This window comes from Bordetella genomosp. 2 (assembly GCF_002261345.1).
GTDB lineage: Bacteria > Pseudomonadota > Gammaproteobacteria > Burkholderiales > Burkholderiaceae_B > Bordetella_A.
The window spans coordinates 156,780-168,765 of sequence record NZ_NEVT01000007.1 but is presented as its reverse complement, the minus strand read 5'-3'; the positions used below and the strand labels follow the sequence as shown (position 1 = coordinate 168,765).

Below are 11,986 nucleotides of genomic sequence, written 5' to 3'. Positions count from 1 at the left end.
TGGGTCAGCCGTCCAGGTATTGCCGTATGCGCGCCTTGAACCCCGGCCGCGATGCCGACCGGACCAGCGCCGCCAGATCGGCGTCGGGCGCATTGGTGTCGAGTGCTTGGTAGAGGCTGGCGCGCGTCGGCGCGTCGAGCGCCGTGGCGGTGTCGGCCGCTTGCTGCACCTGGGCCGGCCAGTCGGCGTCGGCCGCGAGCCCTTGCACGAAGCCGATGCGGGCGGCTTCCTCGGCGTCGAAGCTGCGCGCGCTGCCCAGGATGGACAGCGCATTGTCGGCGCCCACCATATTGCGGAAGCGCCGGGTGCCCAGCACCAGCCCGAACTTCAGGCCGGGCATGCGGAAGCTGGCGTCGGGCGTGCACAGGCGCAGCTTGCAGGCGGCGACCAGGTCGACCCCGGCGCCGAAATTGCGGCCATGGGCCAGCGCCAGGGTCAGGCTGGGCGAGCCGGCCACGCGTTGCAGCAAGGTCTCGATGCGCACCATGCGCAACAGCAGGTCGCCCTCGCTTTGCGCTTCATAGCCGGTGAAGTCGAACCCGGCGCTGAAGTTCTTGCCCGCCCCGCGGAATACCAGCAGGGGGATCTGTTCCGCATGTGCGGCGTCGACGCCTTCGATCAGCGCCTCGACCAGCTCGGCCGACAGCGCGTTGCGCTTGTCGGGCCGGTTGAGCGTGTAGGTCCAGGCTTGCGGCGACTTGTCGATGGCGAGCACGGTGTCGGTCATGGCCGTCATTGCTCCACCCGGGCGCGCAATTCGGCCAGCACTTCCGCGTTGTGCTCGCCCAGCCCGGGCGGGCGGCGCGCCACGCCAGCGGTGCGCGCGTCGAAGCGGATGGGCGAGACGAAGGTCCTGGTCTGCGCGCCGTTGGGCAGCGTCAGGTCCTGCACCCATTGCATGTGCTCGACCTGCGGGTCGCCCAGCACGTCGGAATAGCGGTTGATGGGCGCGCACGGCACGCCGGCCTCGCGAAAGCGCGCCAGCCAGGTGTCGGCGTCCGCGCCGGCGAAGATCTCTTCCAGGGTGTCGCGCAGGCTTTCCTGGTGGGTGGCGCGCGCGGTGGTGCTGGCATAGCGTTCGTCGTCGAACAGTTCCGGGCGGCCGACCACCTGGCACACGGCCTTCCAGAGCGAGTCGTTGCCGGCCGCCATGCCGAAATAGCCGCCCTGGCAGCGGAACACCTGGTAGGGGGCATTGCGCGGGTGCGCCGAGCCCAGCTTGACCGGATCCACCCCCATGCCGAAGTACTGGGAAGTCTGCAGCGCGGCGATGCCCAGCGTGGCGCCGAGCATCGAGACATCGATGTGCGTGCCCGGCTGGCCCGCCTGCACGGCGCGCAGCGCGGCCGCCACCGAGAAGGCGCCGTACAGCCCGGCAGTGAAATCGCAGACCGGCACGCCGCACTTGACCGGGGCGCCGTCCGGCTCGCCGGTGACGCTCATGAGGCCGCTCATGGCCTGCAGGGTCAGGTCGAAGCCGCCTTCCTGGCTGCGCGGGCCGCTCTGCCCGTAGGCCGAGATGGAGCAATAGACCAGCCTGGGGTTGCGCGCCGACATGGCCTGGTAGCCCAGGCCGAGCCGGTCCATGACGCCGGGCCGGTTGTTTTCGATCAGCACGTCGGCATGCGCGATCAGGTCGGCCGCCACCTGGCGGTCGGCCTCGTCCTTCAGGTTCAGGGCCACCGAGCGCTTGTTGCGGTTCAGCGAGGCGAAATTCTCGCTGTAGCCATCGGTGATGGGCGCCCAGCTGCGCAGGGTGTCGCCCGTGCCGGGGGGTTCGATCTTGACCACGTCGGCCCCCATGTCGGCCAGCAGCAGGCCGCAGAACGGCCCGGCCGCCACATTGCAGATTTCGATGACCCGTACACCCGCCAGGGTGGATTCCTGCTTCATTTGTGCTCCTGTGGGCCGTCCCCGGCCGAATGCGATTGACGCCTGAAATGTTATATGGGAGCCTATAAAAAATCAAATAATAGAATTTAAATCCCAAAAATTGGGATAACCCTCAAAGGAGACTGACATGGCCGCATTCATTTCCCGCCTGGGCGGCATCCTGCTGCTCGCCGCCGCCGCCGCCGCCGCCGCCACCACCGCGTTCGCCGGTTCCTGGCCCGCCGCCCCCATCCGCATGGTGGTGCCCTATCCGCCCGGCGGCGCCACCGATTTCTCGGCGCGCGTCTATGCCGAGCAACTGGCCCGCATCCTGGGCCAGCCGGTCGTGGTCGAGAACAAAGCCGGCGCGGCCGGCGAGATCGGCGCCCAGGCGGTGGTCAACGCCAAGCCGGACGGATACACCGTGCTGCTGGGCGCGGTGGGCAGCCTGGCGATCAATTCGCTGCTGCCGTCGAAGCAGCAGCAATACGCGTTCCCCGAATCGCTGCGCGGCGTCTCCATGGCCACCACCACGCCGCTGGCCGTGGTGGTGCGCGCCGACCTGCCGGCGCGCGACATCCAGGAACTGATCGCGCTGGCCAAGCGCCGGCCCGGCGAGCTGTCGTACGGCTCGGCCGGCTACGGTTCGTCGCAGCACATGGTGGCCGAGAAATTCCAGCTCGCCACCGGCACGCGCCTGCTGCACGTGCCCTACAAGGGCAGCGGCCCGGCCCTGGCCGACCTGATGGGCGGGCAGGTCGACATGGTGTTCGACACCATGCCGACGCTGATGTCGCAGGTCGCCAACCCGAAGCTGCGCTTCATCGGCGTCACCACGGCGGCGCGCGCGCCGGCGCTGCCGGACGTGCCGACCCTGCAGGAACAGGGTATCGCCGGCTATGACCTCAGCACGCGCTATGCGATGCTGGCGCCGCGCGACACGCCGGACCAGGTGGTGCAGCGCCTGTCGGCCGCCATGCGGCAGGCCGCCGGGCAGCCATCGGTGCGCCAGGCCATGGCGGGGCAGGGCGCCACGGCCGTGCCGACCACGCCGCAACAGACCGACCAGGCATTGCGCGACGAGATCGCCATCTGGGCCGACGTGGTCAAGAACGCCGACCTCAAGTGACCGCAAGCGGCCGGGATGCCCGGGGGGCAGCGCATACAATGGCGTGCGTGGCAATCTGGTAACCGTACATGGACAAGACTCTACTGAAGGGATTGATGGTGCTCGAGACCGTCAGCAAGCTCGACGGCCGGGCGCATACGCTGGACGAGATCGCCAAGGTGTGCGGGCTGTCGCGCAGCAACACCCACCGGACCCTGCAGACGCTGGCCCATGCCGGCTACGTGGTGCGCGACCAGGACACGGGCAGCTATCGCAGCACGCTGAAGATGTTCGAGCTGGGCGCGCGGCAGCTGTCGAACATGGATGTCCGCAGCTACGCGCCGCCCTTCATGCGCGCCCTGGCGATCCAGACCGGCGAGACCGTGCACCTGTCGGTGCTCGACGGGCTGGACGTGGTCTACATCGACAAGATCGACAGCCCGCAGCCCATCCGCGCCTATTCGGTGATCGGCGGCCGCGCGCCGGCCTATGCCGTGGCCACCGGCAAGGCCCTGCTGGCGTTCCAGCAGCTCGACTACATCTCGCACTACAAGAGCCAGCTGCATTCGCACACCCAGACCACGCGCGCCACGGAAGACGTGCTCAAGCAGGAACTGGCCGAGGTCGCGCGCGCCGGCTACGCCATCAACCGGGGCGAATGGCGCGACGGCATCGGCGGCGTGGCCGCGCCGATTTTCAGCGGCCTGGAGCGGCCGGTGGCGGCGCTCGGCATCTCCGGCCCGCTGGACCGCCTGACCTCGGTCAAGATGGCCCAGTATGTCCCGCTCATCCTCGAAGCCGCCGAGGCCATCTCGCGGCAGCTGGGCTACTCCGGCCCCTACGCCACGCCAGCCGGCACGGCCTGACGCCGGCCGCCGCGCCAGCCGCGCGCGGCCTTCTGCTTTTCTTGCCCCGCCATGCGCGCGCATGGCGCCTCTCCTCTTCGCATAGGTGCCAGACACCCACAGGGTGTCTGGCACCTTGGCCGTCTGGCCTGTTTTCGCATGGGTGTCCGACACCCACCATGCAAGCGCTCGTTAATCCCAAATAACAGGACGCAATATCCAAAAGGTTGAACGACGCGGATTTTGCGCGTAGTATGAATTTAAGTCCTGAATAAAAAGATATAAGTCCTAAATTTTGGGAAATAAGGAGACTGCGTGAAGATCGTCAATGTCGAAACCCTCGCGTGCGACGCGGGCTGGCGCAACTATCACTTCCTGAAGATCGAGACCGACGCGGGCATCGTCGGCTGGAGCGAATACGACGAAGGGTTCGGCTCGCCGGGCGTGAGCGCCGTCATCGCGCAGTTGGCGCAGGGCCTGGTCGGCCAGCCCGTGCCCGGCCCGCAGCGCTTCTATGCCGAGGCGTACAGCCGGACCCGCCCGGCGGCCGGCGGGGTGGTGGGCGAGGGCATCGGCGCGCTCGAGAACGCCTTGCTGGATGTGCGCGCCAAGGCGCTCGGCGTGCCGTGCTACGAGCTGCTGGGGGGCAAGCTGCGCGACCGGCTGCGCGTGTACTGGTCGCATTGCCCGGCGTGGCGGATCAACCATCCCAAGTACTTCGGCCCGCCCGTCACCGGCCTGGACGGCGTCAAGGCCATGGGCGCCGAGGCGCGCGAGCGCGGCTTCAGCGCCCTCAAGACCAACCTGTTCCTGTTCGACGACGGCCCCGCGCATGCCTGGCGGCCGGGCTTCGCGGCGCCGTTCTACCCCGAGCTGAACGTCGAGCGCCGGCTGATCCGCAACCTGCGCGACAACCTCGAGGCACTGCGCGACGGCGCCGGCCCCGACATGGACATCCTGCTGGACCTGAACTTCAACGCCAAGACCGAGGGCTATCTCAAGCTGTTGCGGGCCATCGCCGACCACGACCTGTTCTGGGTCGAGATCGACAGCTACAGCCCCGACGCCCTGGCCTACATCCGCCAGCACAGCCCCCATCCGGTGAGTTCCTGCGAGACGCTGTTCGGCACCCGCGAGTTCCTGCCGTTCCTGCGCGGCAACGCGGTCGACGTGGCCATCGTGGACGCGGTGTGGAACGGCGTGTGGCAGTCGATGAAGATCGCCGACCTGGCCGAGACGCACGAGGTCAACGTGGCGCCGCACAACTTCTATGGCCACCTGTGCACCTTCATGAACGCGCATTTTGCCTGCGCGGTGCCCAACTTCCGCATCATGGAAACCGACATCGACCGGCTCGCCTGGGACGACGAGCTGTTCACGCATGCGCCCGAATACCGCGACGGCCACTTGCTGGTGCCGGACCGGCCCGGCTGGGGCACCGACCCGATCGAGGAGGCGCTGCGCGCGCATCCGCCCAAGGCCGGCGGCGGCCTGATCCAGCCGCGCCCGCGCCATTGAACCCGCGGCGGGCCGCGGCCCGCCTTCATCCCCCGTACCCAAGGAGACAAGCACCATGATGAATAACTGGACCGACACGCTGACCAACCTGCGCAAGGCCGCCGGCGCGTTCGCCGAGGCCAATCCGCCGGTGGTCGGCGCGTATCGCGGCCTCAACGAGGCGCTCGGCAAGGGCCAGGCGCTCGACGCCAAGACCCGCGAACTGATCGCGCTGGCCGTGGCGGTGACCACGCGCTGCGACGGCTGCATTTCCTCGCACGCGGCGGCGGCGCAGCAGGCCGGCGCCACCGCCGAGGAAGTCGCCGAGGCGCTGGGCACCGCGGTGGCGCTCAATGCCGGCGCCGCTTATGTGTATTCGGTGCGCGCCCTGGAAGCCTTCGGCCAGTTCCAGCGCTGAGCGGGCGCCGCCCGCCTTTCCGACAACCACACGCCTGCGCATGAACGCAGGCGGAGGAGACAACCATGAATCATCTTGCGCGCCGCGGCCGCGGCCTGTTGTCATCGCTCTTGTTGCTGGGACTGGCGCCGCTCGCCGCGCAGGCGGCCTGGCCCGAGGACAAGCCGATCCGCATGATCGTGCCGTACACCGCCGGCGGCGCATCCGACACCCTGGGGCGCATGATCGCCGCGCGCCTGACCGAAAGCCTCAAGCAGACGGTGGTGGTGGAGAACAAGCCCGGCGCCGGCAGCATGCTGGGCTCGCAATTCGTCGCCCGCGCCGAGCCCGACGGCTACACCTTCCTGCTCGGCAGCATCTCGAATGTGCTCAACAACTTCTTCTATAAAGAGCCGTTGTATGACCTGCGCAAGGACCTGGCGCCGGTCGCGCAGGTGACGTCGGTGCCCAACTACCTGGCCGTCGGGCCCAAGGTGCCCGCGCGCACGCTCGGCGAACTGATCACGCTGGCCAAGCGCGAGCCCGAATCGCTGAGCTGCTCGACGTCGGGCGTGGGTTCGTCGCCGTATCTGTCGTGCGAGCTGTTCAAGGTGCTGTCCGGCGCGCAGATCGTCAACGTGCCGTTCAAGGGCGGCACCCAGGCGATCCAGTCGGTGATCGGCGGGCAGTCCACCATGTTCTTCGCCAACGAGGCGCTGCCGTATATCGCGGCGGGCCAGGTGCGCGTGCTGGGCGTGACCACGCCCAAGCGGTCCAGCTACCTGCCCGACGTGCCGGCCATCGGCGAGAGCCTGCCGGGCTACGACGTGACCGCCTGGTACGGCGTGTGGGCGCCGGCCGGCACGCCCCAGCCGATTCTCGAGCGGGTCAGCGCCGACATCAATGCCATGCTGCAGACCGAGGGGGTGCGCAAGACGCTCACCACGCTGGGCGCCGAGCCCGCCGGCTCGACCCCGCAGGCCTTCGGCGCGTATGTAGAGGCGGAAATGCAGCGCTGGCAGAAGCTGACCCGCGAAATGAAGGTGGAGCCGCAATGAGCGCGCCCGCGCCGCGCCGGCTGGCCGATTGCCTGGCCGATTGGGCGCGCCGCGCGCCGCGGCAGCCGGCGTTGTCCGATGCGCATGTCGACTGGACGTACGCGGAGCTGGCGCAGCGCGTGGACGAGGCCGAGGCGTTCCTGCGCGGGCTCGGCCTCGCGCCCGGCGAGCGCGTCATGCTGGTGGGCGAGAACGGCGCGACGCTGGCCGCGCTCATCCTGGCGGCGGGCCGGCTCGACCTGTGGGCGGTGCTCGAGAATGCCCGCCGCGCGCCGCTGGAGGTCGACACGGTGGCGCGCCTGGCGCAGCCGCGCCGCCTGCTGTATGCGCTGGACACCTCGCCGGACGCGGCCGCCCATGCCCGCCGCCATGGCGCCGCCGCGCACGCCACCCCGTTCGGGGCGGTGGCGGTGGGCGCGGCCGATCCGGCCAGTGCCGCCGAACCCGTGCAGGCCGACGCCGCGCGGCAGGTCGCCACCCTGATCTACACCACCGGCAGCACCGGCACGCCCAAGGGCGTGATGCTGAGCCACGCCAACTTGCTGCACATCGGCGGCCTGATGCGCACGCTGCGCCAGGTCACCCCCGCGGACCGGGTGTACGGCGTGCTGCCCATCACGCACGTGATGGGGCTGTCGTCCGGCCTGCTCGGCACGCTGTCGTCGGGCGCGCACATCCGGCTGGTGGCGCGCTTCGAGCCGCGCCGCTGCCTGGATGCGCTGGCGCGCGAGCGCATCAGCATCCTGCAGGGCGCGCCCGCCATGTTCGCGCGCCTGGTGCAGGCCGCCCCGGACGGGGCCGCCGCGCCGGCGCTGCGCTTCATCGCCGCGGGGGGCGCGCCGCTGGATCCGACGCTGCGCGCGCAAGCGCGCGCCCTGTTCGGGCTGCCGCTGCACAACGGCTACGGCCTGACGGAGGCCTCCGGAACCTGCTGGACCCGCCTCGAAGACCCCGATCCCGGCACTGCGGTGGGGCCGCCCACCCCCGGCATGAGCGTGCGCATCTGCGACGCCGAGGGGCGCGAGGTGCCCGACGGCGCAGAAGGCGAACTGTGGCTGCGCGGGCCGAACGTGATGCTGGGCTATTTCCGCGCGCCCGGGCAGACCGCCGCGGTGCTGCGGCCGGACGGCTGGTTCAACAGCCAGGACCTGGCGCGCCGCCTGCCGGACGGACGCATCGAGATCGTCGGCCGCGCCAAGGATTTGATCATCCGGTCCGGTTTCAACGTCTCGCCGCTGGAGGTGGAGCAGGCTCTCAACAGTCATGCCGACGTGCAGTTGTCGGCCGTGTTCGGTCACGCGGTGGCCGGCAACGAAGAAATCGTCGCGGTGGTCGAGCCGGCCCCCGGCCGCCAGCCGCAGGAAGCCGCGCTGCGGGCCCACCTGGCCGAGCGGCTGTCGCCCTACAAGCGGCCCGGGCGCATCCTGTTCGTGCCGGCGCTGCCGGTGGCGCCCAACGGCAAAGTCCTGAAACCCCAGTTACTGCAACAGATAGGAGACCTGCTATGAGCGATGCGGTGACGTACGAATCGCGGGACGGCATCGCCGTCATCACCATCAACCGTCCCGAACGGCTCAATGCCATCGGCCCCGAGGTCGAGGCCGGCCTGGCCGCGGCATGGATGCGGCTGAACGACAGTCCCGACGACCGCGTCGGCATCCTGACCGCGGCGGGCAGCCGGGCCTTCTCGTCGGGGCGCGACCGCGACGCCCAGAGCCCGCCCGACTATCGCAGCTTCACCCCGAATGTCGGCGTGGCGCTGGACAAGCCGCTGATCGCCGCGGTCAGCGGCTGGTGCGTGGGCGGCGCGCTGGTGCTGGTGGCCATGTGCGACTTGTGCGTCGCCACCCGCGACGCGCGCTTTACCTATCCGGAACCCAAGCTCGGCTTCGCCGGCGGCATGATCGCCTCGCTGGCCGCGCGCATCCCGCACAAAGTGGCGATGGAACTGATGCTGCTGGGCGAGGTACTGGACGCGCAGCGCGCCTATGAGGTCGGCCTGGTCAACCGCCTGGCCGAGCCCGGCGCGCACCTGGAAGAGGCCATGAAGCTGGCGCGCCGGCTGGCCGCCAACGCTCCGCTGGTGATGGCGATGCTCAAGCGTTTCGCCGCCGCCACCGTGCCGCAAAGCCCGGTGGAAACGGCCGGCCTGGCCTGGCGCGAGACCGAGCGCGTGTTCCGCAGCGCCGACTACCAGGAAGGCCTGGCCAGCTTCCGCGACAAGCGCGACCCGCGCTTCGCCGGCCGTTGAGGGCTATGCTTGCATTCAAGCGGCCATCTTGAATCGATCCCGCCGGCGACGGGCATCCGCGATGCCCGTCGCCGCGCGCGGCAACCCATGAGGAGCTAGCAATGAGCTTTGCGGCGCTGATGCTGACGCAGCAGGACAAGACCACGCACGCCGGACTGGCCCGCGTCGAACCCGGGCAGTTGCCGGACGGCGCGGTCACCGTGCGCGTGCAGTATTCCACGCTGAACTACAAGGACGCCCTGGCGATCACCGGCAAGGCGCCGGTGGTGCGGCAGTTCCCGATGGTGCCGGGCATCGACTTCGCCGGCGTGGTGGAGCAGTCCGACGATCCCGGTTTCGCGCCGGGCGATGCGGTGCTGCTCAACGGCTGGGGCCTGGGCGAGACACGCTGGGGCGGGCTGGCCGGCTATGCGCGGGTGCCCGCCGAATGGCTGCAGCATGTGCCGCAGGGCCTGACGCCGCGCCGCTGCATGATGCTGGGCACGGCCGGCTACACCGCCATGCTGTGCGTGCGCCGGCTCGAGGCTCTGGGCATCCGTCCGGACAGCGGGCCGGTGCTGGTCACCGGCGCCAACGGCGGCGTGGGCAGCACCGCCATCGCCCTGCTGGCGCGGCGCGGCTACGAAGTGGTGGCCAGCACCGGGCGCGCCGACGCGCACCAGCGGCTCAAGGACCTGGGCGCGCAGCGCATCATCGAGCGCGCGCAGCTGTCCGAGCCCGGCAAGCCCCTGCAGAAAGAAACCTGGGCCGCCGTGGTCGACAGCGTGGGCAGCCACACGCTGGCCAACGCCTGCGCCGCCACGCGCTACGGCGGCGTGGTCGCGGCCTGCGGCCTGGCGCAGGGCATGGACCTGCCGGCCTCGGTCGCGCCGTTCATCCTGCGCGGCGTGACGCTGGCCGGCGTCGACAGCGTCTATGCTCCCATGGCGCAGCGCCAGGCCGCCTGGGACGACCTGGCCGCGAGCCTGCCGGGCGAACGCATCGACGCCATGGCCGAGGAAGTCCCGCTGGCGCAAGCCATCGACTACGCCGCGCCGCTGCTGGCCGGCAAGCTGCCGCACGGCCGCGTGCTGGTGCGGGTGGAGGAATCCTGATGGCGACCGGTCCGGAACGCTTGCGCGATTTCATCGTCAGCGCCACCCGCCTGGCCGACCGGCACGGCGCCGCCGGCATGGCCGGGCCGGCGCTGCAGGCCGAGCTGGCGGCGCTGGTGGCGCACGACGACTGGCTGCCCGAGGCCTGCGCCGTGCCGCATCCCGAGCACTACCAGCAGTACCTGCTGCATTGCGATCCGCTGGAGCGCTTCAGCCTGGTGAGCTTCGTGTGGGGGCCGGGGCAGGCCACGCCGGTGCACGACCACACCGTATGGGGCTACGTGGCGATGCTGCGCGGCAGCGAGTGGAGCCAGCGCTACCGGGCCGCCGCGCCCGGCTATGCACCGGAGGGGCCGCCGGTGGCGTTGCAGCCGGGCCAGATCGAAGTGCTGTCGCCCGCCGCCGGCGACATCCACCGCGTGTGGAATGCCCATGCCGATGCGGTGTCGATCAGCGTGCACCTGTACGGCGGCAACATCGGCGCCATCGCGCGGCATGTCTATGACCCGGACACCGGCCAGGCCAAGCCGTTCGTGTCGGGCTATTCGAACGCTGCGCTGCCGAACGTGTGGGATCGCTCGGCCGAGGTGCGCCGGGGGCTGGCCGGCCAGGGCCGGTAGGCGCCGCCGGGCCGCCTTCAGGCGAGCCAGTGCGCCACGTCGTAATAGGCCACCACGTCGCCGTCGCGCACTTCCCGCCCGGCCGGCATGCGCGCCAGCCCCGTGGCCCACGGCATGGAACTGATCACGGACGAATCCTGGTTGGGGTAGGGCACCAGTTCGGGCGCGCCGCCCGGTTGCTGGCGCCATTGCACGCGCAGGAATTCCTCGCGGTTGTCCTGGCGCGGGCGCTCGGTGCGCAGCGCGGCCGCGCCCACCGGCGGGAACAGCGTCGCGCGGCCCTGCATGCGGCGCACCAGGGGCGACACCAGCATGGCGTACACGGCGTACACCGACACGGGATTGCCGGGCAGGCACACCACCGGCTTGCCGCCGATATGCGCCAGCGCCACCGGCTTGCCGGGCTTCATGCGCACCTTCCAGAGCGCCAGCTTGCCGCCCAGCGATTCCAGCACGGGCTTGACCAGGTCCTTCTCGCCCACCGACACGCCGCCGATGCTGAGCACCAGGTCGCAGTCGGCCAGCATGGTCGTCAGGGCGGCGCGCAGGTCGGCCTCGTTGTCGCGCGCGTGCAGGACGTGCGCCGTGTGGGCGCCGGTCTTTTGCACCAGCGCGGCCAGCATCGGGCCGTTGCAGTTGTAGATCTGCTGCGCGGCGCGCTCGGCGCCGGGCGCGACCAGTTCATCGCCGGTGGTCAGGATGCCGACCCGCAGGCGGTCATAGACCTGCACGTGGGTCAGGCCCTGCGACGCCAGCAGCGCGATGTGCGCGGCTTCGAGCAGGGTGCCGGCCGCCAGCAGCGGCTGGCCGGCGGTGGTGTCCATGCCGCGCTTGCGCACGAACTGGCCGGGCGCGGGCGCTTCGAGGATCTGCACGTGGCCGTCCGATTCGCGGGCGTGTTCCTGCATGACCACCGTATCGGCGCCTTCCGGGATGAGGCTGCCGGTGAACAGGCGCGTGGCCTGGCCGGGCAGCAGCGGCTGCGGCATCTCGCCCGCGTAGCTGCGCTGCTGCACGGGCAGGCTGGCGCCCGGCTGGTAGTCGGCGTGGCGGATCGCGTAGCCGTCCATGGCGCTGTTGTCGGCCGGCGGCAGGTCGAGCGTGGCCGACAGGCCGTTGGCCAGCACGCGCCCGGCGGCGTCGGCCAGGGCTACCAGTTGGCGGCGGTCGAGGGGAGCGGCGGCCTGCGCCAGCAGCGCCTGGGCGCGGTCGAAGTCGAGCAGATCGTTGTTCATTGGGTTCGG

Annotated in this window: 12 protein-coding genes; 9 read left to right on the top strand and 3 right to left on the bottom strand. The window is 70.5% G+C overall.

Features of this window, described 5'->3' with window-relative positions:
- Window positions 1–4: 4 nt before the first annotated feature.
- The gene (locus CAL24_RS17535; RefSeq protein WP_419670590.1) at window positions 5–727 is read right to left on the bottom strand and encodes an enoyl-CoA hydratase/isomerase family protein; all 723 of its coding nucleotides are present in this window, start codon (window positions 725–727) and stop codon (window positions 5–7) included.
- Window positions 728–732: 5 nt separating this feature from the next.
- Complete coding sequence (locus tag CAL24_RS17530; RefSeq protein ID WP_094807395.1) at window positions 733–1,893, bottom strand: CaiB/BaiF CoA transferase family protein; 1,161 nt, start codon at window positions 1,891–1,893, stop codon at window positions 733–735.
- A 127-nt stretch (window positions 1,894–2,020) separates the two neighbouring features.
- On the opposite strand from CAL24_RS17530, the gene CAL24_RS17525 reads away from it, so the two are divergent.
- The 9 genes from CAL24_RS17525 (at window position 2,021) to CAL24_RS17485 (ending at window position 10,742) form a co-directional block, all read left to right on the top strand.
- On the top strand, window positions 2,021–3,001 hold the full coding sequence (locus CAL24_RS17525) for a tripartite tricarboxylate transporter substrate binding protein (RefSeq protein ID WP_094807394.1): 981 nt from the start codon (window positions 2,021–2,023) through the stop codon (window positions 2,999–3,001).
- Between the two features lie 68 nt (window positions 3,002–3,069).
- Window positions 3,070–3,846, top strand: coding sequence for an IclR family transcriptional regulator (locus tag CAL24_RS17520; RefSeq protein WP_028353039.1), 777 nt, complete (start codon window positions 3,070–3,072; stop codon window positions 3,844–3,846).
- A gap of 294 nt (window positions 3,847–4,140) precedes the next feature.
- Window positions 4,141–5,343 (top strand): mandelate racemase/muconate lactonizing enzyme family protein, encoded by a 1,203-nt coding sequence (locus tag CAL24_RS17515; protein WP_094807392.1) that lies wholly within the window; start codon window positions 4,141–4,143, stop codon window positions 5,341–5,343.
- A 55-nt stretch (window positions 5,344–5,398) separates the two neighbouring features.
- Entirely contained in the window at window positions 5,399–5,740 is a 342-nt protein-coding gene (locus CAL24_RS17510; RefSeq protein ID WP_028353041.1) for a carboxymuconolactone decarboxylase family protein, read from the top strand.
- A 65-nt stretch (window positions 5,741–5,805) separates the two neighbouring features.
- Window positions 5,806–6,777, top strand: coding sequence for a tripartite tricarboxylate transporter substrate binding protein (locus tag CAL24_RS17505; RefSeq protein ID WP_028353042.1), 972 nt, complete (start codon window positions 5,806–5,808; stop codon window positions 6,775–6,777).
- A complete protein-coding gene (locus CAL24_RS17500; protein WP_051439276.1) occupies window positions 6,774–8,285 on the top strand; it encodes a class I adenylate-forming enzyme family protein in 1,512 nt (503 codons plus the stop codon). The genes CAL24_RS17505 and CAL24_RS17500 overlap by 4 nt, the downstream gene beginning before the upstream one ends.
- A complete protein-coding gene (locus CAL24_RS17495; protein ID WP_028353044.1) occupies window positions 8,282–9,028 on the top strand; it encodes an enoyl-CoA hydratase/isomerase family protein in 747 nt (248 codons plus the stop codon). The genes CAL24_RS17500 and CAL24_RS17495 overlap by 4 nt, the downstream gene beginning before the upstream one ends.
- Window positions 9,029–9,129: 101 nt before the next feature.
- Complete coding sequence (locus CAL24_RS17490) at window positions 9,130–10,122, top strand: MDR family oxidoreductase (RefSeq protein ID WP_094807391.1); 993 nt, start codon at window positions 9,130–9,132, stop codon at window positions 10,120–10,122.
- Window positions 10,122–10,742, top strand: coding sequence for a cysteine dioxygenase (locus CAL24_RS17485; protein ID WP_028353046.1), 621 nt, complete (start codon window positions 10,122–10,124; stop codon window positions 10,740–10,742). Before CAL24_RS17490 ends, CAL24_RS17485 begins: the two co-directional genes overlap by 1 nt.
- A 17-nt stretch (window positions 10,743–10,759) precedes the next feature.
- Here the strand turns inward: CAL24_RS17485 and CAL24_RS17480 are convergent, their stop codons facing one another.
- The gene (locus CAL24_RS17480; RefSeq protein ID WP_094807572.1) at window positions 10,760–11,965 is read right to left on the bottom strand and encodes a molybdopterin molybdotransferase MoeA; all 1,206 of its coding nucleotides are present in this window, start codon (window positions 11,963–11,965) and stop codon (window positions 10,760–10,762) included.
- Between the last annotated feature and the right edge of the window lie 21 nt (window positions 11,966–11,986).

Excerpts from the sequence above, each read along its gene's own strand:
- CAL24_RS17535 (WP_419670590.1), bottom strand. The coding sequence starts at position 727 with ATGACCGACACCGTGCTCGCCATCGACAAGTCGCCGCAAGCCTGGACC.
- CAL24_RS17530 (WP_094807395.1), bottom strand. The coding sequence starts at position 1,893 with ATGAAGCAGGAATCCACCCTGGCGGGTGTACGGGTCATCGAAATCTGC.
- CAL24_RS17525 (WP_094807394.1), top strand. The coding sequence starts at position 2,021 with ATGGCCGCATTCATTTCCCGCCTGGGCGGCATCCTGCTGCTCGCCGCC.
- CAL24_RS17520 (WP_028353039.1), top strand. The coding sequence starts at position 3,070 with ATGGACAAGACTCTACTGAAGGGATTGATGGTGCTCGAGACCGTCAGC.
- CAL24_RS17510 (WP_028353041.1), top strand. The coding sequence starts at position 5,399 with ATGATGAATAACTGGACCGACACGCTGACCAACCTGCGCAAGGCCGCC.
- CAL24_RS17505 (WP_028353042.1), top strand. The coding sequence starts at position 5,806 with ATGAATCATCTTGCGCGCCGCGGCCGCGGCCTGTTGTCATCGCTCTTG.
- CAL24_RS17500 (WP_051439276.1), top strand. The coding sequence starts at position 6,774 with ATGAGCGCGCCCGCGCCGCGCCGGCTGGCCGATTGCCTGGCCGATTGG.
- CAL24_RS17495 (WP_028353044.1), top strand. The coding sequence starts at position 8,282 with ATGAGCGATGCGGTGACGTACGAATCGCGGGACGGCATCGCCGTCATC.
- CAL24_RS17490 (WP_094807391.1), top strand. The coding sequence starts at position 9,130 with ATGAGCTTTGCGGCGCTGATGCTGACGCAGCAGGACAAGACCACGCAC.
- CAL24_RS17485 (WP_028353046.1), top strand. The coding sequence starts at position 10,122 with ATGGCGACCGGTCCGGAACGCTTGCGCGATTTCATCGTCAGCGCCACC.